Raw genomic sequence first — 21866 nt, forward strand, 5'->3', positions numbered from 1 at the left:
CCTGCGGACTTTGCGTGGGGGAGTCGAAGCTTTTCGCCTACGAGCGAAAAGCCGGGAGAATTGACACTACCAGTGACGCGTAAGCGGCGCGCAGGAGTGGCATAGGTGAGAAGCTTTGCCCATGCAAAGGGCAAAGCCGGGAGAATCGACCATGCAAGAGACGAACTTGAGTGAGGCTCGCGGCAGGGGCGCGTTAAAGTGGCAAACTAACGGTCATCGCTAGCAGCATTAATTCAGGAGCACCCCATGCCGAGCCCCAACAACACCCCCGTCAAAATCCAGGTTTGGACCGATTTTGTGTGTCCATTCTGTTTACTTGGCGAATCGATTATCGAGCAGGCTGTCGAAGGTTTGAATGTGGAACTGGAGTGGATGCCCTTCGAGCTGCGCCCCTACCCAACACCCACGTTGAAACCCGAAGATGAATATTTGCCGCGTGTGTGGAAGGCATCTGTTTATCCCATGGCTGAGCGTTTGGGTGTACCGATCAAATTGCCTACCGTGTCACCACAGCCATACACGCGCAAGGCGTTTTTGGGTTTGCAATATGCCAAGCAGCAGGGCAAGGGCAATGAATACACCACTGCGGTGATGAAGGCGTTTTTTCAGCAGAACAAGGACATTGGCGATACCCAAATCCTTAAAAGCATTCTTCAGGATCTCAACCTTGATCCCTCTGGTCTGGATGAATTCGTGAATTCTCCCCAATCCAATGCGCAGCACGATGCCGATCTTCAACACACCCAACAAATGGGCATTCAGGCGGTGCCTTCACTTTTGGTTGGAAATCAGTTTTTCTCGGGTGTACCCAATGTTCAAATGTTGCGTGAGGCAATTCAGCGCGCGCAAGGGTAGGGATACTTCGGGTTTTCCGGCATGGTGTGTGCGGGTTATCCTGTACGCCAAATCTGCACCCACCACAAAAGGTCACCATGAATTTATTTTCCAAGCTTCAGCAGCGTGCCGCTGAAGGCAAGCCCCTGCGCGTTGGCATGATCGGTGCCGGCAAATTTGGCTCCATGTATCTTTCTCAAGTACCGCGAACACCTGGCATTCACATGGTGGGCATTGCCGATTTGTCACCAGATCGAGCACGTGCTGCGCTTAAAAACGTGGGCTGGAAAGAAGAGACCTACAACGCGGCCACATTGGAACAGGCCGCCAAGCAGGGCAACACCGCGATTATTGACGACGGCATGAAGTTGATTGAGTCGCCTTTCGTGGACATTGTTATTGATTCAACCGGCAACCCGGCCGTGGGAATTGCCCATGTGCTGGCCTGTTGCGAGTTTAAAAAACACATTGTGATGGTGAATGTTGAGGCCGACGCGTTGGCGGGTCCTTTGCTGAAACGCAAGGCCGACGAAGCAGGAATTGTGTATTCACTGGCCTACGGCGATCAGCCTGCGCTGATTTTCGAGATGGTGGATTGGGCGAGGGCTGCCGGTTTTTCGGTGGTGGCCGCAGGCAAAGGCACGAAGTACTTGCCCACGTACCATGAAAGCACACCCGACACCGTGTGGAACCACTATGGTTTAACGGCCGAGGATGCAGCCAAAGGTGGCATGAATGCGCAAATGTTCAACAGCTTTCTGGATGGCACCAAAAGTGCGATTGAAATGGCAGCGGTGGCCAATGCCACGGGTTTGGCCGCGCCCAGCGGCCTGAAGTTTCCCGCTGTGGGTGTCGACGACTTGGCGCGAATCCTGAAGCCACGTGAACACGGTGGCATTCTGGATCAGCGCGGCCAGGTGGAAGTGATTTCCAGTGTGGAACGCGACACGCGCCCAGTGTTTAGGGATTTGCGTTGGGGGGTGTATGTCACCTTCGCGGCCGACAGTGAATACGTGGCCCGTTGCTTCAAGGAATATGGTTTGATCACCGACCCCAGTGGGCAGTATTCCAGTATGTACAAACCCTTCCACTTGATCGGGTTGGAACTTGGCCTTTCAGTGGCATCCATCGGTGTTCGGGGCGAGGCAACCGGCGCGCCCATTTGCTGGCATGGCGATGTGGTGGCCACAGCCAAACGGGATTTACAGGCGGGTGAAATGCTGGATGGCGAAGGTGGTTACACCGTGTACGGCAAGCTGTTGCCTGCGCAGGAATCGTTGGCCTTGGGCGGTTTGCCATTGGGCTTGGCACATGGTGTGAAGTTGCTGAAACCCGTGAAGGCGGGCCAGCCGGTGAGCTGGAATGATGTGGCGTTTGATGCCAATTCCACAGCGGTGAAATTCCGCCGTGAAATGGAGCAAAGCTTTAGTTAAGCTTCTTTGGCAAAACTCATTTTGCGAAAATCTGGTCCATGTTGGCAAAGGCCTTGAACTCAAGTGCATTGCCGCATGGGTCCATGAAGAACATGGTGGCTTGTTCACCCACCTGGCCTTTGAATCGAATGTAAGGCTCAATTACAAACTTGGTGCCCGCCGCTTTCAGGCGATCCGCCAGTTCATTCCACTGTTCCATGGTCAAAATGACACCAAAATGCTTGGCTGGCACGGCATGGCCGTCTACGCTGCTGTTGGCTTTGCACCCCACTTCTTCGGGTGCCAGGTGTGCCACCAATTGGTGGCCATAAAAGTTGAAATCCACCCAGTGTGGTGCGCTTCGCCCTTCCTCACAGCCAATGACTTCGCCATAAAATTTGCGGGCCACAGCAATGTCGGTGACCGGGAAAGCAAGGTGAAAGGGTTGAAGTGTGGCGTGTTTGGCTTGGGCTGAGGACATGTGAATTACCGGGAAATGAGTGGTTGGTCATTCGCACACTATAGGGTTGTTCGGGTTTCCCGGCCAATCGTGGAAACCCGAATATTACTGACACAGCTCAGAATGAATTACGGCGTCACAATGTTGAAATTGCCTGTGGCTTTTTCGAGCATGCCGAAGAACTGACCCAGTTTGATCGTGCTGCCATCGATTTTGGTTTGATCCGAAAACAGCAAGTCGGTGGCGCCAGCTTCACCGGTCATCATGTTCAGAAAGAATGGCTTGCTCAAGGTGAGCGTGGCCGCAGAGTTGTTCTCTGGTTTGCCTGCGCGGTGGTGCAACACACTGTTGTTGATGCGCAGCACGTAGCTTTCCTGTGTGTCTGAAAACACTAAATTAATTTGAATGTCTTCATCCTCGGCTTTCTCGCTGTTCAGTGAAGCCGCCATGGCTTCCAGAAAGCGCTCAGTGGGTGTGTGTTTCAGCATGTCGAGAAATGCCGTGCGTTTGAAGCCTTCTGTGTAACCGCCTTCGCGCAATTCAAGTGCACCCGTCAGGTAAAAATTGCGCCAGGGCGCAGACTCGGCCATGTAGCCCATCTGGTCGAAACTCTTGGCCAACAAGCCTTTGGCGCGTGCGTTCTCGGGTTCTGCGTACACGGCATGTTTCAACAACTCGGCTGCCCAACGGTACTCCCCTTTGTTCACGGCATCTTCGGCCTTGTTCAGCAATGCATCCATACCACCCGCTACATCGACATACCTTTTTGCGGCTTCAACCGGGGGCAGGGGGTTCAAATTGGCAGGGTTGGCATCGAACCAGCCCATGTAAAACTGGTACACCGCTTTGACGTTGTGCGACACGGTGCCGTAGTAACCGCGCCCGCTCAGGAAGCTGTTCAGGGCGGGTGGCATGGCCACTTTTTCCGCGATTTCCGTGGAGGTGTAGCCCGCATTCATGTGGCGCACAGTTTGGTCATGAATGAAGCGGTACACATCGCGCTGTTTTTCCATGAAGCTGCGCACGTTTTCAGCGCCCCACACGGGCCAGTTGTGCTGGTGAAACATCACCTCGGCATCGCCTGCATAGGCAATGGCCTCGTCCATGTAAGCAGCCCACTTCAGGGCGTCGCGCACCTTGGCACCGCGAGGGGTGTACAGGTTGTGCAGCGTGTGACCAAACAGTTCAGCACTGCCGAATGCCTTTAATGTGGGCAGATAAAATACAAATTCTGAAGGGGCCTCGCTACCCGGCACGTTGTGGAACATGAATTCAAGGCCATCGAGTACATGGGTTTCCTTGGCTTCTTTCACCACCAGTGTGGGCGGCAATATGCCCACCTTGCCATAGGCCACGGCTTTGCCCAAACCGTTGTCGATCAAGCCTTCAGGGCTGCGTGGCAGGCGCTTGCCGTACATGTAAATGGATCGGCGTGCCATGGCCATGCCCACCAGCAGGTTTTCGCTGGTGGCCTCTTCCATGAAGCCGATGGGTGCCACCACGGGCACCTTGCGTGTAGCAACTTCTTCGGCGCTGAGTACACCCAATGCACCGCCAAAGTGGTCCACATGGCTGTGGGTAAACACAATGGCAGTCACCGGTTTATCGCCCAAGTGCTTGCGCGCAAAGGCCATGGCTGCGCGCGCAGTTTCCTCGCTGGTCAGCACGTCAACTACAATCCAGCCTTTCTCGCCTTCAATCAGCGTCATGTTCGATAAATCGAAGCCGCGCAACTGGTAAATGCGATCAGCCACTTTGTACAAGCCAATCTGGTTGTTCAGGCTGGCTTGCCGCCACAGGCTGGGGTTCACTGTGCCGGGGGCCTTGCCTTCAATGAAATTGAATTCGTCGTAATCCCAGATAACCTCACCTTCGTCGTTCAGGACTTTGCCAGTGGGTTTGGCGATCAAGCCCTTTCGGGCATCGGCATTGTTGGCGGTGTCCACCAAATCTGTGTTCTCGGCAACTTGGGCATGAAATGCCTGCGTGTATTCGCTGGCTGCACTGTTGGGGTCGATGGGAGTGGGTACCTTGGAACAGGCTGCCAACAGGGCGAGCGCGACCAAAGCAGGGGTGAACCATGCTGTAGGTGATTTCATGCTGTCTCCGGAATATTTTTTGACTCTTCCTATTACAGCATAAAAAGTGGCACTGTGCGTGTCAGTAATCTAGTCGCTCATCAACTGAAGAATTTGTTGGTCGCCGTGATGACAAACACGGTGGCCAGAATGGCAGGGATCCAGAATGCAATGGCGGCATGGGTGTACCGTTCAAGCCAGCCGCCTGAGCCGCCACTGGCCATCTCTGCTGCCATATTGTGGCGCTTCCATTGCCATGTCACGAGCAGACAAATGAGCAGGCCGTTGAAGGGCAGTATGGTGTCGTAAAACACATCCACCAACACATCGAAAAGCGATTTGTTGGCCCCAGCGTAAAACGCAAATTCAGCAAGCCATTTCACCTGCCCAAAAGACAAAGCGCTGAATACGGCACCCACCAACACCCCCGTGATCACCAATGCCAAAGCCTTGTTGCGAGTCTGCCTGCTCTCGGCTTTCAATGCGGCCACGGGTACTTCAATGATGGACACCAGCGAAGTGATGGCCGCCACGAAGGCCAACAAAAAGAATGTTGCTGCAATAAAGCTGGCCATGGCATAACCAAACTTGGGCACCATGGCCATGAAAATATTGGGGAAGAACGAGAAGATCAAACCCACAGAGGAATCGCTGAGTTCGCTGGGGTTGGTGTTGGGGTAAATGGCGAAAATTGCAGGCAAGGTCATGAGGCCCGCCACCAGCGCCACACCTGTGTCGGTGCAGGCCAGCATTTTTGCAGATTGAACCAGGTTGTCTTGTTTGCGCAAATACGAGCCATAGGTGATCAAAATGCCCATGCCAAGCGACAGGGAAAAGAAGGCCTGCGACAAGGCACCGTTGACCACGCTCCAGGTAATTCGGTCCAGTTGCGGGGTGAAGTAGAACTTCAAGCCGGCGCTGGCGTTGGGCAGCGTGAGTACAAACACGGCCAAACCGATCAGCATGATGAACAACATGGGCATTAGCAGCCGCGAGGCTTTTTCAATCCCGTCGCGTACACCACCTTTCAGCACCAGAACCACCATGCCAATGACTGCTGCCAGGTAGGCAAATATCCATGGGCTGGTAATAAAACCGCCGAAATATACCGGTGTGGCCAGTTGGTCCAAGCGACCGGAAAGCACCACCAAAAAATATCCCAGTAACCACACAGTGAGCACGGTGTAAAAGACTGCGATCATGAAGGGCGTGATCAGTGACAGCGCACCTGCCAACACCCAGCCCTTGTGCCCTTTGGAAATTTCCCGGAATGCACCCAAAGGGCTTTTCCCCGTGGCGCGTCCCATGCTGAGTTCAGCGAGTATGAGCGGAAGGCAAATGGCCACCACGAAAAAAATGTAAAGTAACAGGAACGCGCCGCCACCATTTTTTGCAGCGGCTACGGGAAAACCAACCAGGTTTCCGATACCCACGGCTGAGCCGGCGGCCGCCAGTACAAAGCCGATTTTGGAACTGAACTGATCCGGGTTGTTTTGCATGGTGGCCTGTTTTCCTCAATATAAAAAGGACAAAAATTGGGACTGATTGCCGAATTATACGACCGTCATGTGTTGCCGACCTTGCTCGATTTCGCTTGCGGCATGAAAGCCATTAACAGGCAACGCCAAAAAGTGGTGCCCAAGGCCACGGGCAAGGTGCTTGAAATCGGCATTGGCACCGGCCTGAACATGCGCCATTACGATGCAACAAAGGTTGAAAAAATCATTGGCCTGGATCCCGCAATGCAAATGCATCGGTTGGCCAAAAAGCGCATTGCGCATACCGATTTGAGTGTTGAGCTGATGGGCTTGCCAGCCGAGACAATTCCTTTGCCCGATGCCAGCATTGACACCATTGTGATGACTTACACCCTGTGCACCATTCCCGAACCGGTACAGGCTTTGAAGGAAATGCGCAGGGTGTTAAAGCCTGGCGGTAAATTGCTGTTTTGTGAGCACGGAGTGGCCCCGGATGAAGCCGTGCGCAATACGCAAAACCGTTTGCAACCGGTGTGGGGCAAGTTGGCTGGTGGTTGTCACTTAAACCGCGATATTCCAGCTTTGTTGAAAGCTGGTGGCTTTCAAGTCAGTGAAATTGAAACCATGTATGTGCCAGGCCCCAAAGCATTCACCTACAACTATTGGGGCGCGGCCTATTCTGAAGCCAGTTAGACTTTTATTTGTGCCGGGTAGCCAGCATCGCTGATTGTTTTGACCAAAGTCGCTGCAGGCAAATTGCTCTGAATCTGAACCAGCTTTTGCGCCAGGTCAATTTGCACTGTTGCGGCCACGTCTTGCGCTTTTACTGCGCGTTCCACATTGGCGGCGCAACCGCCACATTTCATTTTTTCAACTGTAAGTTCAATCATTTCAAGTCTCCGGTTAGTTCAATACAACTGTAGTCTGAACCTTCCAATCATGGTAAGGTCAAGGCATTGACCTTGACATTATGGCAAGGTTGACAATGCTTCAATCAAATCGCAGAGAGCAAGCATGAATAATAAATCATCCAATACCATTGACATCGCTGTAGGCGGAATGAGCTGCGCTTCTTGTTCTGGCGCAGTTGAAAAAGCCCTGCTGGCCACACCCGGTGTGATCAGCGCCACCGTGAACCTGGCCACCGAGAAAGCACGCGTTCAACTAAGCAAACCAGAATTGCTATCCGCAGTGTTGGCTGCAGTCGAGAAGGCCGGTTATGAGGCCAAGCCAATTCAGGATACGCAGCAGTGGCCTCAACTTGCTGCGGGTGCAACACAAACCAGGCAAACCGACAAAGAGGGGCTGATGGTGCTTTGGGGTGCCTTGCTGACGCTTCCGCTGGTGTTGCCTATGGTGGGCATGTTATTTGACAAGCACCTCATGTTGCCTGGCTGGGTTCAATTGCTGTTGGCCAGCCCGGTGCAGTTTTGGCTGGGTGCGCGGTTTTATCGCGGCGCCTTAAAAGCCATTCAGAACCGAACCGGCAATATGGACTTGCTGGTGGCCATTGGTACATCGGCGGCGTTTGGGTTGTCGGCTTACATGATGGGAGAGGGCAACCCGCACTTGTACTTTGAGGCCTCGTCAGCCGTAATCACCTTGGTAATGTTGGGCAAATGGCTTGAAGCGCGCGCCAAGCGACAAACCACCGCAGCCATCGCAGCCTTGCAAGCATTGCGGCCCGACACCGCCACGGTGCTTCAGAACGGGCAGGAAGAAGTCTTGCCAATTGCCAGTGTGGCGGTGGGAATGCGGGTGGTCGTGAAACCCGGTGAGCGGATTCCGCTTGATGGCCATGTACTGGAAGGCGAGGGTCATGTGGATGAGGCCTTGATTACCGGAGAAAGCCAGGCTGTTGAGAAATCGCCAGGTAGTAAAGTGACCGGCGGTGCCGTGAATCTGGATGGACGCTTGTTGATTGAAGTAAGCGCGGTAGGCGCTGAAACCACATTGGCCAAAATTATTCGTTTGGTTGAAGACGCCCAAGCTGCCAAGCCCGATATTCAAAAATTGGTGGACAAAGTCAGTGCCGTGTTTGTACCCGTGGTGTTGATGATTGCAGCGCTTACATTGCTTTACTGGGTGTTCCTCGCCGAGGGCGGCAATCTTGAATTGGCAATTTTGAATGCCGTGGCGGTGTTGGTCATTGCCTGCCCATGTGCGCTGGGTTTGGCCACACCCACTGCAATTATGGCGGGCACTGGCGTGGCAGCACGGCATGGTATTTTGATTAAAGATGCACAGGCACTGGAGTTGGCCCACCGCATTAACACCGTGGTGTTTGACAAAACCGGCACACTGACCGAAGGCAAGCCTTCTGTGGGCGCCGTGGTGCCACTTAACACCAATGGCTTGAATGATTTGCTGGGCAAGGCCGCCGCCGTGGAGGCGGGCAGTGCTCACCCCTTGGCATCGGCCGTGTTGAACCATGCGAAGGATCAAGGTATTGCATGGCAAGTGGCCATGCAGTTGCAAGACAAACCTGGGCGTGGTGTCAGCGGCATTGTGAACGGCACACGTGTGTATGTGGGCACGGCGCGCTGGATGCGTGAATTGGGGGTCACTGATTCGGCTTTGAATACGGTTGCAACGGGCCTGCCCGACAATGCGCCCACCCACGCCTGGGTGGCTGAAGAAGACAACGGTCGTGTGGCATTGCTCGGTGCCCTTGGGTTTGGGGATGCATTGAAGCCGGGCGCCCATGCCGCTGTGAAAAATTTGAATATCTTGCAGGTGAAGTCGGTGCTGCTGACTGGCGATTCAAGGGCCAGTGCGCAACGTGTTGCGCAGGCGCTCGGTATCTCAGAGGTTCAGGCCGAACAGTTGCCCCACAACAAGAGCGAGGCAGTGGCGCACTATCGTCAACAAGGCCAGGTGGTTGCCATGGTGGGCGATGGCATCAACGATGCACCAGCGCTTGCTGCCGCCGATGTGAGTTTTGCCATGTCCAGTGGCACCGAAGTGGCCATGCACGCAGCTGACATTACGCTGATGCGGCCTGACCCGGCATTGGTGGCTCAAACCATTGACATCTCTCGGCGCACTTACAACAAGATCAAGCAGAATCTTTTCTGGGCATTTGTTTACAACGCGGTGGGCATTCCCCTTGCGGCCATGGGTTTACTGAACCCGGTGGTTGCGGGTGCTGCCATGGCGCTGAGTTCAGTCAGTGTGGTCAGCAATGCCTTGTTGCTGACACGCTGGAAACCCAAATTGTCAAAACCTGAAACGGTGGAGTCGTGAATATGTACGCTGAATGGACACGCAAGGAATGGTTCACCATTGGTGAGGCAGCCATGGAGTCGGGTATCACCGCCAAAATGATTCGTCACTATGAGCAGGTGGGTTTACTGCCCGAGGCCAATCGCACTGATGCGGGTTATCGACTTTACAACGATCGAGATCTGCATCTGTTGCGTTTTATACGGCATTCCCGAGACCTTGGTTTTTCAATCAAGCAAATCGAAGAATTACTCGGCCTGTGGCAGGACAAATCGCGCCCAAGCCGGGAAGTGAAAAAATTGGCGCAGTCGCATCTGAATGCGCTGGAGTCAAAAATTCGGGAATTGAATGCAATGAAGGCCGAGCTGGAGCGCTTGGTGCATTGCTGCAAGGGTGATTCCCGCCCGGATTGCCCAATACTCGAGGGCTTGGCAGCTGGGTAGCGCTTGAGTGCCTCCGGTGCTTACTGCACCAAAATCAGTTTTGAAGCATCTGTTGAATGACACTTTTCAATACGCGGGCAATGTCGTCGGCTTTCATGTGCGGATCGCGAATGGCCCGAATTTGCAGACCATCAAACAAGGCCATCAAGATGGTTGATTTCGCAGCAAGGCTGAATTCGCAGGGTGGCGAATCTTTCAATGGCTGAATGCCTTTGATCAGGTGGGTTACCTTTTCACGAATTACCGCGTCGGTGCATTGCACTGTCGCGGCAATTTTTGGGTTTCGTGCCGCCTCGGCCAAAATTTCCGTGTCCAGTTCACTGCGGTCAATGCGCCGTTGTACACCTTCGTCCACCGTGCCAAGCATGGCTTTCAGAATGTCTTTTTCACCCTGAATTTTTGCAATCCGCTCAAGCGCCTGGTCAAGGTCGCGCTTGACCATGGCTTCAATAATGGCTTCCTTGCTCTGAAAGTAATTGTAGATGTGGCCCGCACTCATGCCGAAGGACTTGGCAATTTCCGACATGCTGGCGCCGTGAAAACCACTTTTTCTGAAACATTCAGCAGCAGCATCCAGAATTTGTTGGCGGCGTAGTTCCGCCTTGCTGGTTGTGGTTTTAGCCTCGTTGATCATTGCTGATTCCTCCCGTTTGGTCGCCGCTTGCCAGGTCGACATTTTCTTCAGCCCGCTTTTTGCCAAACAGGCGAGTCACTATCACGAAGAACATGGGCACAAAGAAAATACCCAACACGGTTGCAGAAATGGTGCCACCCAATACACCGGTACCAATCGCATTCTGGCTGCCTGAACCTGCACCTGTCGAAATGGCCAAGGGCACTACACCCAGGCCAAAGGCCAGTGAGGTCATGATGATGGGGCGCAAGCGCATGCGCACCGCGTCGAGTGTGGCCTCCAGCAAATCACGGCCCTGGTCGAATTGCTCCTTGGCAAACTCAACAATCAGAATTGCGTTTTTCGCGGACAAACCCCCCGTGGTCAGCAAGGCGACCTGGAAGTAAACATCGTTGGCCAAGCCGCGGCCGCTGGCCGCCAGCAGGGCACCCACCACGCCCAAGGGCACAATCAGCATGACTGCAAATGGGATGGACCAGCTTTCGTACAGCGCAGCCAAACACAAGAACACAATCAACAATGACAATGCGTAGAGCAGGGGGGCTTGCGAACCGGATTGCCGCTCTTCGTATGACAAACCTGTCCACTCAATGCCCATGCCCTCTGGCAGGTTTTCAGCAATCGCTTCCATTGCATCCATGGCGTCGCCCGAGCTCATGCCTGGTGCCGCCTGCCCTTGAATTTCAACCGCAGGCAAACCGTTGTAACGCTCAAGGCGTGGCGATGCCATTGACCATTGAGCCGATGAGAAATTGGAGAAGGGCACCATCTCGCCATCGTTGTTGCGCACGTAGAATCTGTTCAAGTCCTCGGGCAACATGCGGAAAGGTGCGTCGGCCTGCATGTACACGCGTTTCACCCGCCCCCTGTCAAGGAAGTCATTGATAAAACTGCCACCCCAGGCCGAGGTGAGTGTGTCGCTAATTTCCGCAACACTTACACCGAGTGCACCCGCCTTGGCATTGTCAATATCGAGTTGGTACTGCGGTGTGTCGGCGGTGGCGTTGGGTCGAACACCAGCCAGCACCGGGTTTTTCGCGGCTTCGCCGATCATGCTGTTTCTGGCCTGCAGCAAGGCATCACGTCCCAGCCCTGTGCGGTCTTGAATGAACAAATTGAAGCCAGATGCATTGCCCAATTCCCGAATGGCCGGTGGTGCAAATGCAAAAGCTTGTGCTTCAGGCCAGCTTGCAAATTCTTTGGATGCGCGTTGAACGATGCCTGCCGCAGAGTTTTCTTTGCCGGGACGCTCGCTCCAGTCACGCAGGCGCACAAAGCCGATACCCGAGTTTTGGCCTGTGCCCGAGAAACTGAAACCTGCCACGGTGAACAGGGATTTCACGTTGTCGCCTTCCTGGTTCAGGAAGTAATCTTCCATCTTGGCCAGCACTTGCAGGGTTTGTTCTTGGGTAGCACCTGCGGGTAATTGCACCTGCGTGAAAAACACACCTTGGTCTTCGTCGGGCAGGAACGAAGTTGGCAGGCGGGTGAACATGAAGGCCGCAACCGCCAGCAAACCACCGTAAATAATCAGGTAGCGCCCCGACTTGTGCAGCATGCGCCCCACCATGCCTTGATAGCGGGCATTGCTGGAATCAAATTTGCGGTTGAACCAGCCAAAGAATCCTTTTTTATCTTGAGCATGACCCTTCTCAATCGGCTTGAGCATGGTGGCACACAGTGCAGGTGTCAGTACCAACGCCACAAGCACTGACAAGGCCATGGCCGATACAATCGTGATTGAAAACTGTTTGTAGATGACACCGGCTGAGCCTGGGAAAAACGCCATGGGTACGAATACAGCCGACAGCACCAAACCAATACCCACCAATGCACCGGTAATCTGATCCATCGATTTTCGTGTGGCCTCCAAAGGCGACAAACCTTCTTCTGCCATCACACGTTCCACGTTCTCAACCACCACAATGGCGTCGTCTACCAGCAGGCCAATGGCCAGTACCATGGCGAACATGGTTAGCGTGTTGATTGAAAAGCCGAATACTGAGAGCACCGCAAAGGTACCCAACAACACCACGGGCACTGCAATGGTTGGAATCAGAGTGGCGCGGAAGTTTTGAAGGAACAGGTACATCACGAGGAAAACCAGAATGATCGCCTCAATCAGTGTTTTAACCACGCCTTCAATCGAGATCTTCACGAATGGCGTGGTGTCATAGGCGACGTCCCATTCCATGCCCTCCGGAATCAGGGGGGTAATTCGCTCCATTCCTGCAATCACAGCCTCTGCTGTATCAAGCGCGTTGGCACCAGAAGCCAGGCGAATGCCGATGCCCGAAGCATTGCGACCATTCCAGCGCGGCAAAATATTGTAGTTTTCGCTGCCGTAGTCAATTCGTGCCACGTCTTTCAGGCGCACGGTTGCACCATCTTCAGTGGTTCGTAAAATAATCTGCTCGAAGTCTTTTGGTGTTTCCAGCAAAGTCTGTGCGGTAATTGTCGCCGTCAATGATTGGCCTTTCACCGCAGGGGCTCCCCCCAGCTCACCGGCTGAAACCTGTGCATTCTGGGCCCGCACTGCGTTGCGAATATCGCCTGGCGTTACCTTGAACTGGTTCATCTTGTCTGGGTTCAACCAAATGCGCATGGCATAAGGACTTCCGAATACCTGTACTTCACCCACGCCGCTGACCCGGCTGATGGTGTCTTGTACGTTGGTGGTAATGAAGTCGGCCAGTTCCGTTGAAGTGTAGGCACCATCGACAGCGGTAAAGGCAATCACCAGCAGGTAGCCCGCTGCACTTTTGGTGACCTGAATACCCTGACGTTGCACGGCATCGGGCAACAATGGAACCGCCAAACTCAATTTGTTTTGAACTTGAACCTGCGCAATGTCCGGGTTGGTGCCGGGCTCGAATGTGAGCTCAATTCGCAGTCGGCCGGTCGAGTCGCTGGTGGACTTCATGTAGCAGAATCCATCCAGACCGGTCATGCGTTGCTCAATCACCTGGGTGACCGAGTCTTGCAGGGTTTCAGCAGAGGCACCGGGGTAGGTGGCTTGAATGGTTACAGCAGGCGGCGCAATGGCGGGGTACTGCGCAACAGGCAAACTGAAAATGGCCAGCGCACCGGCCAGCATGATGACAATGGCGATCACCCACGCAAAAATGGGGCGATCAATAAAAAATCGGGACATGCTACTACTCCTGCCAGGCGTTGTTTACTTGTTCTCGGAGTCGGAAAGGACTTCAACTTCCTGACCGGCGCGAACTTTCTGGATACCTTCAACAATCAGGCGATCACCTGCCTGAAGGCCCTCGGCGATCAGCCATTGGTCGCCAATGGCTCTGGCGGTTTCTACACTTCGTTTTTCGACTTTGTTGTCCTGACCAACAACAAACGCTGATGGCGCACCGGTTGCATCACGCATGATTCCTTTTTGCGGAACCAGAATGCCGTTTTCGCGGATGCCTTCCTCAAGCGAGGCCCGCACATACATGCCGGGTAACAATTGCAGTTTCGGGTTGGGGAATACGGCGCGCAAGGTCACGGTGCCGGTGTTTTGGTCCACGGTCACATCGCTGAATTGCAGCTTGCCCTCTTGGGCATAGCTCGATCCGTCCTCCAGTTTCAATGTCACTTTGGCAGCGTCTTTTCCGGCGCTTTTCAGCACACCACTTTCCAGGTCACGTTTTAGCTGCAGTAATTCACTGGTCGATTGCGTCAAGTCAACATAAATTGGGTCGAGCTGTTGAATGGTGGCCATGGCATTGGCTTGCCCCTGCTGCACAAGCGCACCGGGGGTAATGCTTGACCGGCCAATTCGGCCACTGATGGGTGCGGTTACCTTCGTGTAGCTCAGGTTGATTTGAGCAGACTGAACCGCAGCTTTGGCTGAGGCCACATCGGCTTCAGCCTGCTTCAGTGCGGCAAACGCATCGTCACGTTCTTGCTGGCTGACTGCATTGAGTTTTGCCAGCTCTTGAAAGCGGTCGTTGCGAATTTTTGCACTGGTCCGGTTGGCCTCTGCTTTTTCAAGCATGGCTTTGGCGCTGGCGTATTCGGCTTGGTAGGTGGAAGCATCAATTTGATACAGGGAGGTACCGGCTTTTACATCGCCACCTTCCTGAAACTGACGCGCCTTGATGATGCCGTTGACCTGTGGGCGAACTTCGGCGATCAGGTACGGGCTGGTTCTGCCTGGTAATTGGGTGTACAGCGACACGGGTTTGGCCGCTACTTCAAAAATTCAAACTTTGGGCAATGCCGGCGTGGCCGCAGCATTTGCACCGCCTTCTTGACTGCCGCAGCCAGCCAGAGTTAACGTGCCAACAGTCAATAAAGCGCTGGTGGCTAGCGCCATTTTTCTTTTAATAATCATGGTACTACCTCGATATAAGCAATGCGGAAACAGTGTGTAGACAAGATGGCTGAATGAACGTTCATTTTTTCATTGAAGAAATTGTATGTCAATTCAGGGTAAACACCTGAGCAGGAACGGGATTTGCTCCAAAGCCATGTTGGGTTTCTAATGTGACAACAGCCTTCTATTTCAGGGAGAACTTTTTGGACCTTTCGTCAATCATGATTGTGGGTGGTGGTGCAGGCGGCCTGGAGCTGGCCTGCAAGTTGGGGCGAAAGCTTGGTCCAGACCGCGTTACCTTGGTCGATGCCAAGATGTACCACATCTGGAAGCCCTCGCTGCACGAGGTTGCAGCCGGTACGCTGGACATTCATCAGGAGGGTTTGTCCTATCCAATGTTGGCCCACAACAATGGTTTTAATTTTGTACTGGGTGCCATGGAAGGTTTGAATGGTCGTGACAGACAGGTTGAAATTGCAGCGGTTCGGGACGATGTGGGCGATGAGGTATTGCCCAGGCGCGTGTTGCAGTTTGGAACGCTTGTGATTTCTGTGGGCAGTCAATCGAATTATTTCGGTGTGAAAGGCGCGCAAGACTTCACTATTTCTCTGGATGGGCCGCAACAGGCCGAGAGTTTTCGCCTGAAAATGCTCAAACACTTGGCGACACTTGATTTGCGTAAAAAACTCGATCCGTCTGCAAGTCTGGACATCGTCATTATTGGTGCCGGTGCCACAGGCGTTGAGCTGGCCGCAGAGTTGCGCGAGGCCAGCCATGTGCATAGCCGTTATGGATTTAGCCGGATTGATGCTGCACGCGATGTGACCATTACCATTCTGGAAGGTGCGCCCAGTATTTTGCCCGTGCTACCCGAGAGCGTGTCCAGCGCAGCCTTGCGCCTTCTGGAGCAACGACACATTACGGTAGTCAACAACTGCAGGGTGGTTGAAATTTCATCCAAACAGGTAGAGGACGCCAGTGGCAATCGTTACAAGGCCGATTTGTGTGTGTGGGCCGCCGGTATTAAAGCACCCGGGTGGCTGGCCAATTTGGGTTTGCCAGTGAACCGCAACAACCAGCTGGAAGTGGAGGGCGATTTGCGGGTGAAAGGCGAGCAGCACATTTTTTCGCTCGGCGATTGCGCAGCCTGTGTGCAACCCGACGGCAGCATGGTGCCACCACGCGCCCAATCGGCGCACCAGCAGGCCGACTACATTTACAAAACAATTTTGAATGCAGAACGTGGCAAAGCCGCGCCCGGGAAACCCTATTTGTACAAAGACCATGGTTCGCTGGTGTCGCTGGGTTCGCGCAGTTCAGTGGGCAGCTTGATGGGTGGCTTGTTCAAGGCCAGCAGCATGTTTGTGGACGGTTTCTTTGCGCGCAGCATGTATGCAAGCTTGCACCTGATGCACCATTACGCGGTGCTTGGTGGCCTGAAAACATTCTTGTTGGCCATGGCTCGCTTTCTGTTGAAGCGTGCCACACCGTTGGTGAAACTGCATTAAAACTGAATCAGTGGGCGCGCAGATCATCAACGGCAAGTTTGCCGAAGTTCGGGCTTAACAGGTAGTGCACCAACTGCTCACCTGTTGTTTCCGGGCTGCTCAGCGAGTTGGTGTTTTTTAACTCGATGAAACGTTGTTTGTTGGGAAACAGCAATTCATCCGTTTCCCGAATTTGTGTTTGCATGCCAGTGTCGATGACGCCGGGTGCCAGGCTGCAAATGGCCACATTTGGGCTTTGGTCTTGTTGAACCGTCTTTGCATGCATGTCGAGTGCTGCCTTGGTGGCGCAATACACCGACCAGCCAGGGTAAGCGCTTTGCGCGGCCCCACTGGATACATGCAGTATTCGTAGTTTTTGATGACTTTGCATTTTTTGGGTGAGCAAGGCGCTCATGGCCAAAGGCACGGTGACATTGAGTTGTACGCTGCGAGAAATATCCAGCGTTGCCTGTGAACCCAGGGGGCCGATCGGAGACACCAGTCCTGCATTGTTGATCAACAGCAGTTGTGTTGTATTTGCAATGAAATCATTCAGATCACGGCTGGATTCCAGCCAATCAAGAGAGGCTGAACTGGCCAAATCAAGGCTTATTTGCTGCAAAAGCGTGGGGTATTGCAGTTCAAGCGCATCGCATTGTGAGCGGGAAATGCCCAAAACCGCATGCCCCCGTTCCAGCAATGCACGTGCAATACCCAATCCCAACCCTTTGCTGTGACCCGTCAAGATGGCTTTGATCATGGTTTTTGATTCAGTTTCAGAAACAGGATAGAGCTGGCCAGCAGCAAAGTGACCGCATTGGCGACCACGACAGGCCATTGTTGCACCAACAAGCCGTATACCAGCCAAAACAGCACACCCAAACAAAAACACGCGTACATGCCCAAAGAAATACTTCGGGTGTCGCGTGTTTTCCAGCAATACACCACCTGTGGAATGAATGAAAAGGTGGTCAGTGCTGCTGCCAGAAAGCCCAGTGTTTGGGCCCAATCAATTTGCATCAGTCAGCCTGGATTTTCTGGGCTGTTTCTTTGTAGGCAGCCAGGCGCCCACCACCAATGGCGATGGCCTTATTGATTGCCGCACGCGCTTCGTTTTTGCGGTCGAGCTTGATCAATGTTTCGGCCAGGTTGTTCCAGGCGTCCGCCATGTCGGGGTATACGCCCACTGCCTTGCGGTAGTGTTGCTCGGCTTCAACATAATTTTTGGCGCTGTAGGCCAGGTTACCCAAGCCAAAGTGAAACCACGGTTCGGTGGGCCATGCTCTTGCACCTTGCTGGTAGGCTTGGCCGGCTTTTTCAGGGCTGGAGCGCTCAAGTGCAACGGCCGAATTCAAGTAGCCTTGCGCATTCACGTAGGCGGGTGGCTCAACGGTGGTTTTAATCACCGTGAAGCCCCAGTTCTCGGAACGTTCCCAAAGTTTCAGGAAAGTCGCCACAGGGATCAGCTCACGTTCTTTGGGGCCGGATCGTAAAATCATGTTGTTGCTGCCAGGCTCGTAACCGATTACCACGGCGTAATGCCACTGTGGTGCAATGGGCAATGACAGATTCAGCAAAACCACCACTGGCGCGCCAGCATTCAGGGCGTTAAACAGCGCGGGTAGTTTGGGTTCTATCTGGTAGCTCAAGTAGCCCAAGCGGCGTGGTGCGGCCAGCATTTCAAGTTGCAAGCTACCTTGGCGACCCGGCAAATAAACCAGTTCAGCCAGTTTGTTGGGTTCAGTGTTTTCACCGGCGTGGTTAAGCACCATGGCCAGTGTGGATGGGCCACAATAAAACTCTTCCTGCGCGAAAAACGGCACATTTTTGAGTTCAACAGGGGCTTGAGTCTGGACGGTATTTTGAAGGTCTTGCGGGACTGTTGGCAAAATTGAACAAGAGGCCAACAGCCCTACAAGTACTGCTGAACCCGCCAAGCGGGTCCAGCCGGTACTAGAAAAACTTAATTTCATCGAACGGAACGGGTAAACGGGAATACCTTGGTCAATCCAAGAATGTCGGTTACCAACAAAATAATGAAGACAGTAAATAGTACACCAACAATGCCGGCACCTGCAGGTGCGTTTTCAATGTGAGCTGCCAGTTTCTGTGCTTCTTCTTCGGTCATTGAATCAACACGGGCCTTGGCTACCTCTGGGCTTACGCCATGAGATTGCAGGGCTTTGGCGATGTCTTCGCGATCAAAGAATTGCTTGAGTTCAGAGCGGTCTTGCTGGTGCATGGCCACTGCTTCCTCAGTGCTCACGATCGCTGCGTGGGCAGGTGCCACGATAAAGCTGCTTGAAAAGCTCAACAAAACTGCCATTGCCGTTGCGCGCATAGTTTTAGTCATTTTATTACTCCATCATTCTTGTGTGTGGGAAAGACCATCATAGAGTTAAACAAGCTTTATTGCTCGTTTATTCCGAGTCAACCAAACGAGGGTCGAAGCGTTTTAGTTGACATCACCGCAAGGAGGATTTGTGATGAAAACTCGATTGTTCAGAATTTTTTCGGCCAGTTTTGCTGTTTTGACTGGTCTTGCTCTGGCTCCCATGCAGGCGCATGCCGTCAATATATCAATTGGCGTGGGTGGGGAAGTGCTTCCCGGCGTGTATGGGTCTGTCAATATTGACAATGGGCGCTACCCGGCATTGGTGTACGGCCAGCCTTTGATTGTGACTCGCCCTTCGCGGATCCTGGCGCCAGTCTACTTGCACGTGCCACCCGGACATCTCAAGAAGTGGGGCCGTTACTGCGGTCGCTATGACGCCTGTTCACGCCCTGTGTATTTTGTAAGGTCTCGCGACTACTACGACTCCAGCCCGCGCTACATTGAGCAGCGATATGTGTATCGGGACCGCATCACCTACGTGGACCGCGGGGGCTATGATCGCCGTGACCACTACGACCGCCGCGATTACGACCGCCGGGACTATGATCGCCGTGAATACCGTCGCAACGACGATCGGCATGATCACCGTGGGCATGGCGGTAAACACTGGAAAAATGACAACCGTGGTGGTCATGGGCACGGAAAACATGGCCGAGGCCGGGATGATTAATCTGTAAGTTTTAAGTTTTGTTTTGCCTCTTAAAGTCGGCTTTATAGTCGGCTTTTTTTATGGTCTCCCGGATTGAAATAACAAATAAATCATTAAAAGAGCATCTTGTTTGTAAGTAAAAAACGGACACAATATTGGTGTAATTCTTTTCAAGCAATTGTTTGGTGGAGTTTGATTTAGATATCGCGATAATCTTCATCTACTTGAAAGATAAGTGAAATATTTTTCGTTTACCCAAATAAAAGGGTAAAATTGATCCTATTCATTCCTATTGTTCTCAGTGTTGAATGGCAAAGTGATTAAGTAAAAATTGGTTAACACCTTTTGACTAACCCATTCGACAAAGATCCCATCATGGAAATCAAATCCGATTTACGTCAGCGTGGTGCGCTCATGGTTGAGCTGGTGCTGACACTGCCCATTTTATTGGCCGTTGTTTTCGCGATTGTGGAGTACTCGGTGCTGTTGGGTGCCATGTTGATCATGAACAACACCACCAGTGAGGCAGCACGTCAAGCCACTGTGTATCGAAGCGGCTTCTCGGTCGGTGATTACGAGACCCTTGCACGAGATGCACTTGCAGATTTGTTGCCCGCGTATGTGGGGCCTTTTCGTGAAAGTGTTGTGCCATCTGTGAATTCTTTTGCCTGTGGCGATTCCACCTGCCTTCGAGTTCGCCTCGATTATCCCAATTACAGCCGTAACCCTTTGGTGGGCAATTCCTTCTTTATTCCTTTGCCCGAGAACTTGTCCGCCCAGTCCACAACACGTGTGGAGCCCAATGATGGTTAAGCCAAATTCACACCAATCACAACGCGGTGCCTATTCAATTTTGACCGTGTTTGTGCTCATGATGAGTGTGGGCGCCTTGGGCGTTCTTGCCGTGGGCCACACGGCTTGGGAAAAAACCCGCCTGCAGGGTGTTGCTGATCTGGTTGCTTTAACCGCTGCACGCCAAATGGCCAACGGCCCTGAGTTTGCTGAAGCACAAGCCATTGCACTGGCCAACGGCGTGAGTGAAGACGATGTGTTGACCATTGAGTGCATTATCGACAACGCACCCACCAACGATTGCGACAACTCCATCACCAGCAGGGTCCGCATTGTCCGCCCGGTTAACGGACTGTTTGTGTTTTTGCCTGACCGCGAGGTCGCTGTTCTTGCAGAGGCAACAGTGGCCCCGACAATAGTCGGTACGGTTGCGTCATCCCTGGCGTCGGTTAGCACCAGCCAGTCCGCTTTATTGAATGGCTTGTTGACTGCATTGGGTGGGGGGGCAATCAATTTGAATGTGGCCCAATGGGGCAGCCTGCTAAATAGCAATATTCGTGTTGATTTGCTGGCACTGGCCACTGAGTTGGGCGTTGGCAATGTGAATGACCTGCTCTCGCTGAACGTATCGGCGCTTGGACTACTCCAGGATGCGTTGTTGGTGGGCAATGCGACTGACGCCGAAAAAATGCCGGTTGAAGGATTGCTGAGTGCACTGAGTGGCCCATTGAACCGGGTCAATTTGTCGGTGGGCGATTTGTTGGCGCTGGACTTGTCGGGTCGAACCAACACGCCGCTGGAAGTCAATTTGGGTGAACTTATCCAAGTCACGGTGCTGAACTCAGTGCAGGGGGTGGGCTACGTTCTGCCTATTTCCTCAGGGCTTCTCAACCTGGATGTCGGAGTGAACATTCTCGAGGCGCCCCAAGTGTTTGTGGGTCGAAAAATGCCCTTCAAGGACCCAATAGCAAGTGCAAAAACCGCGCAAGTTGCCTTGAGTGTTCGTATTCGACAGCCTTTGAACCTGAATTTGGCGCTGATTAGTCTCAGTGCATTGGACATGCGCTTGCAGATGCGCGTGGCGGGCGGTTTGGCTGAGGTCAATCAATTGACATGCCGGTATCCTCGGGCTGAAAACAATGTTCAGATGACCGTGGTTCCCTCCGTGGCGGATGTCTGCATTGCGCAAAGTTCTGCAAACTTGAATACCACCGTTGGCGCGCTGAATTGCGGTGCGCCAGCGAACATTCTGAACGTCACCTTCTTGGGCTTGGTGAATGCGGGGGTCACCGCTGGTGCAAGCACAAGCCTTAGGGCTGATCCCGTCAACTTGAGTTTCGACGGTGTTGCTCCTTTCCAGGAAACAGTGGATCTTGATTTGGGTCAAACCCTTGGCAATTTGTTGTCAAATACCCAACTAAACTTAGGGGTCAACCTTCCTCTTGTTGGGCCATTGATACAAGCGACTGTGGATGCATTGGTCAATACGCTACTAATTGCTTTAAGGCCAGTTTTGAGTCCGATTCTCGGTGCTGTTGGGGACATACTGGATGGATTGCTTCAAGTTCTTGGTATTGATTTGAACAATGTGGTGGTCAATGTAGATTCCATGGATTGTCAAAGCGTGGTGTTGACCCGATAAAAGAAGGTTGCAACGG

Annotated in this window: 21 protein-coding genes; 9 read left to right on the forward strand and 12 right to left on the reverse strand. The window is 53.1% G+C overall.

Annotated elements, in window-relative coordinates; all coding sequences use genetic code 11:
* The first annotated feature begins 246 nt into the window (after positions 1 to 246).
* A complete protein-coding gene (locus P0D43_RS08305; protein ID WP_394672144.1) occupies positions 247 to 855 on the forward strand; it encodes a DsbA family protein in 609 nt (202 codons plus the stop codon).
* Between the two features lie 77 nt (positions 856 to 932).
* A complete protein-coding gene (locus tag P0D43_RS08310) occupies positions 933 to 2267 on the forward strand; it encodes an NAD(P)H-dependent oxidoreductase (RefSeq protein WP_394672145.1) in 1335 nt (444 codons plus the stop codon).
* 16 nt (positions 2268 to 2283) lie between these two features.
* Here the strand turns inward: P0D43_RS08310 and P0D43_RS08315 are convergent, their stop codons facing one another.
* The 3 genes from P0D43_RS08315 to P0D43_RS08325 all read right to left on the reverse strand — a co-directional run bounded on the left by P0D43_RS08315 (position 2284) and on the right by P0D43_RS08325 (position 6283).
* Positions 2284 to 2727: a VOC family protein gene (locus P0D43_RS08315; protein ID WP_159568471.1), complete on the reverse strand. Its 444-nt coding sequence runs from the start codon at positions 2725 to 2727 to the stop codon at positions 2284 to 2286.
* A 107-nt stretch (positions 2728 to 2834) separates the two neighbouring features.
* The gene (locus tag P0D43_RS08320; protein ID WP_394672146.1) at positions 2835 to 4805 is read right to left on the reverse strand and encodes an alkyl/aryl-sulfatase; all 1971 of its coding nucleotides are present in this window, start codon (positions 4803 to 4805) and stop codon (positions 2835 to 2837) included.
* A gap of 80 nt (positions 4806 to 4885) precedes the next feature.
* Entirely contained in the window at positions 4886 to 6283 is a 1398-nt protein-coding gene (locus P0D43_RS08325; protein ID WP_394672147.1) for a sodium-dependent transporter, read from the reverse strand.
* A gap of 36 nt (positions 6284 to 6319) precedes the next feature.
* Between P0D43_RS08325 and P0D43_RS08330 the strand changes: the two genes are divergently transcribed.
* Complete coding sequence (locus tag P0D43_RS08330) at positions 6320 to 6955, forward strand: class I SAM-dependent methyltransferase (protein WP_236550788.1); 636 nt, start codon at positions 6320 to 6322, stop codon at positions 6953 to 6955.
* Here P0D43_RS08330 and P0D43_RS08335 read toward each other — a convergent pair.
* Positions 6952 to 7152 (reverse strand): heavy-metal-associated domain-containing protein, encoded by a 201-nt coding sequence (locus tag P0D43_RS08335; protein ID WP_159568474.1) that lies wholly within the window; start codon positions 7150 to 7152, stop codon positions 6952 to 6954. The two genes, P0D43_RS08330 and P0D43_RS08335, sit on opposite strands and share 4 nt — an antisense overlap.
* 124 nt (positions 7153 to 7276) lie before the next feature.
* On the opposite strand from P0D43_RS08335, the gene P0D43_RS08340 reads away from it, so the two are divergent.
* Complete coding sequence (locus tag P0D43_RS08340; protein ID WP_394672148.1) at positions 7277 to 9508, forward strand: heavy metal translocating P-type ATPase; 2232 nt, start codon at positions 7277 to 7279, stop codon at positions 9506 to 9508.
* A gap of 2 nt (positions 9509 to 9510) precedes the next feature.
* A complete protein-coding gene (gene cueR, locus P0D43_RS08345; protein ID WP_159568475.1) occupies positions 9511 to 9930 on the forward strand; it encodes a Cu(I)-responsive transcriptional regulator in 420 nt (139 codons plus the stop codon).
* A 34-nt stretch (positions 9931 to 9964) separates the two neighbouring features.
* Here the strand turns inward: cueR and P0D43_RS08350 are convergent, their stop codons facing one another.
* Genes P0D43_RS08350 through P0D43_RS08365 form a run of 4 tightly spaced genes read right to left on the reverse strand, consistent with a single transcriptional unit; the run spans position 9965 to position 14903 of the window.
* Positions 9965 to 10564: a TetR/AcrR family transcriptional regulator gene (locus P0D43_RS08350; RefSeq protein WP_159568476.1), complete on the reverse strand. Its 600-nt coding sequence runs from the start codon at positions 10562 to 10564 to the stop codon at positions 9965 to 9967.
* Positions 10548 to 13718, reverse strand: coding sequence for an efflux RND transporter permease subunit (locus tag P0D43_RS08355; protein WP_394672149.1), 3171 nt, complete (start codon positions 13716 to 13718; stop codon positions 10548 to 10550). The genes P0D43_RS08350 and P0D43_RS08355 overlap by 17 nt, the downstream gene beginning before the upstream one ends.
* A gap of 24 nt (positions 13719 to 13742) precedes the next feature.
* Positions 13743 to 14771, reverse strand: a complete 1029-nt coding sequence (locus P0D43_RS08360) for an efflux RND transporter periplasmic adaptor subunit (RefSeq protein ID WP_394673716.1) — start codon at positions 14769 to 14771, stop codon at positions 13743 to 13745.
* Positions 14772 to 14903, reverse strand: coding sequence for a hypothetical protein (locus tag P0D43_RS08365; RefSeq protein WP_394672150.1), 132 nt, complete (start codon positions 14901 to 14903; stop codon positions 14772 to 14774). It lies immediately after the preceding gene.
* A 185-nt stretch (positions 14904 to 15088) separates the two neighbouring features.
* On the opposite strand from P0D43_RS08365, the gene P0D43_RS08370 reads away from it, so the two are divergent.
* The gene (locus P0D43_RS08370; protein WP_394672151.1) at positions 15089 to 16393 is read left to right on the forward strand and encodes an NAD(P)/FAD-dependent oxidoreductase; all 1305 of its coding nucleotides are present in this window, start codon (positions 15089 to 15091) and stop codon (positions 16391 to 16393) included.
* 7 nt (positions 16394 to 16400) lie between these two features.
* Here the strand turns inward: P0D43_RS08370 and P0D43_RS08375 are convergent, their stop codons facing one another.
* Genes P0D43_RS08375 through P0D43_RS08390 form a run of 4 tightly spaced genes read right to left on the reverse strand, consistent with a single transcriptional unit; the run spans position 16401 to position 18725 of the window.
* A complete protein-coding gene (locus P0D43_RS08375) occupies positions 16401 to 17132 on the reverse strand; it encodes an SDR family oxidoreductase (protein ID WP_394672152.1) in 732 nt (243 codons plus the stop codon).
* On the reverse strand, positions 17129 to 17392 hold the full coding sequence (locus P0D43_RS08380; protein WP_159568480.1) for a SemiSWEET transporter: 264 nt from the start codon (positions 17390 to 17392) through the stop codon (positions 17129 to 17131). Before P0D43_RS08380 ends, P0D43_RS08375 begins: the two co-directional genes overlap by 4 nt.
* Positions 17392 to 18345, reverse strand: coding sequence for a PA2778 family cysteine peptidase (locus tag P0D43_RS08385; protein WP_394672153.1), 954 nt, complete (start codon positions 18343 to 18345; stop codon positions 17392 to 17394). Before P0D43_RS08385 ends, P0D43_RS08380 begins: the two co-directional genes overlap by 1 nt.
* Positions 18342 to 18725 (reverse strand): PA2779 family protein, encoded by a 384-nt coding sequence (locus P0D43_RS08390; RefSeq protein WP_341237867.1) that lies wholly within the window; start codon positions 18723 to 18725, stop codon positions 18342 to 18344. Before P0D43_RS08390 ends, P0D43_RS08385 begins: the two co-directional genes overlap by 4 nt.
* 133 nt (positions 18726 to 18858) lie before the next feature.
* Here P0D43_RS08390 and P0D43_RS08395 point away from each other — a divergent pair, with 133 nt between their 5' ends.
* From P0D43_RS08395 to P0D43_RS08405, 3 genes are all read left to right on the forward strand, one after another.
* Positions 18859 to 19437, forward strand: a complete 579-nt coding sequence (locus tag P0D43_RS08395) for a hypothetical protein (RefSeq protein ID WP_394672154.1) — start codon at positions 18859 to 18861, stop codon at positions 19435 to 19437.
* A gap of 324 nt (positions 19438 to 19761) precedes the next feature.
* Complete coding sequence (locus tag P0D43_RS08400; protein ID WP_394672155.1) at positions 19762 to 20229, forward strand: TadE/TadG family type IV pilus assembly protein; 468 nt, start codon at positions 19762 to 19764, stop codon at positions 20227 to 20229.
* On the forward strand, positions 20222 to 21850 hold the full coding sequence (locus P0D43_RS08405; RefSeq protein WP_394672156.1) for a hypothetical protein: 1629 nt from the start codon (positions 20222 to 20224) through the stop codon (positions 21848 to 21850). Before P0D43_RS08400 ends, P0D43_RS08405 begins: the two co-directional genes overlap by 8 nt.
* The last annotated feature ends 16 nt before the right edge of the window (positions 21851 to 21866 follow it).

Source organism: Limnobacter sp., assembly GCF_043511195.1.
Lineage (GTDB): Bacteria > Pseudomonadota > Gammaproteobacteria > Burkholderiales > Burkholderiaceae_B > Limnobacter.

What these genes read in the sequence shown, in the direction of transcription:
- P0D43_RS08305 (WP_394672144.1), top strand. Translation starts at nt 247, where the DNA reads ATGCCGAGCCCCAACAACACCCCCGTCAAAATCCAGGTTTGGACCGAT.
- P0D43_RS08310 (WP_394672145.1), top strand. Translation starts at nt 933, where the DNA reads ATGAATTTATTTTCCAAGCTTCAGCAGCGTGCCGCTGAAGGCAAGCCC.
- P0D43_RS08315 (WP_159568471.1), bottom strand. Translation starts at nt 2,727, where the DNA reads ATGTCCTCAGCCCAAGCCAAACACGCCACACTTCAACCCTTTCACCTT.
- P0D43_RS08320 (WP_394672146.1), bottom strand. Translation starts at nt 4,805, where the DNA reads ATGAAATCACCTACAGCATGGTTCACCCCTGCTTTGGTCGCGCTCGCC.
- P0D43_RS08325 (WP_394672147.1), bottom strand. Translation starts at nt 6,283, where the DNA reads ATGCAAAACAACCCGGATCAGTTCAGTTCCAAAATCGGCTTTGTACTG.
- P0D43_RS08335 (WP_159568474.1), bottom strand. Translation starts at nt 7,152, where the DNA reads ATGATTGAACTTACAGTTGAAAAAATGAAATGTGGCGGTTGCGCCGCC.
- P0D43_RS08340 (WP_394672148.1), top strand. Translation starts at nt 7,277, where the DNA reads ATGAATAATAAATCATCCAATACCATTGACATCGCTGTAGGCGGAATG.
- cueR (WP_159568475.1), top strand. Translation starts at nt 9,511, where the DNA reads ATGTACGCTGAATGGACACGCAAGGAATGGTTCACCATTGGTGAGGCA.
- P0D43_RS08350 (WP_159568476.1), bottom strand. Translation starts at nt 10,564, where the DNA reads ATGATCAACGAGGCTAAAACCACAACCAGCAAGGCGGAACTACGCCGC.
- P0D43_RS08355 (WP_394672149.1), bottom strand. Translation starts at nt 13,718, where the DNA reads ATGTCCCGATTTTTTATTGATCGCCCCATTTTTGCGTGGGTGATCGCC.
- P0D43_RS08365 (WP_394672150.1), bottom strand. Translation starts at nt 14,903, where the DNA reads ATGATTATTAAAAGAAAAATGGCGCTAGCCACCAGCGCTTTATTGACT.
- P0D43_RS08375 (WP_394672152.1), bottom strand. Translation starts at nt 17,132, where the DNA reads ATGATCAAAGCCATCTTGACGGGTCACAGCAAAGGGTTGGGATTGGGT.
- P0D43_RS08380 (WP_159568480.1), bottom strand. Translation starts at nt 17,392, where the DNA reads ATGCAAATTGATTGGGCCCAAACACTGGGCTTTCTGGCAGCAGCACTG.
- P0D43_RS08385 (WP_394672153.1), bottom strand. Translation starts at nt 18,345, where the DNA reads ATGAAATTAAGTTTTTCTAGTACCGGCTGGACCCGCTTGGCGGGTTCA.
- P0D43_RS08390 (WP_341237867.1), bottom strand. Translation starts at nt 18,725, where the DNA reads ATGACTAAAACTATGCGCGCAACGGCAATGGCAGTTTTGTTGAGCTTT.
- P0D43_RS08395 (WP_394672154.1), top strand. Translation starts at nt 18,859, where the DNA reads ATGAAAACTCGATTGTTCAGAATTTTTTCGGCCAGTTTTGCTGTTTTG.
- P0D43_RS08405 (WP_394672156.1), top strand. Translation starts at nt 20,222, where the DNA reads ATGGTTAAGCCAAATTCACACCAATCACAACGCGGTGCCTATTCAATT.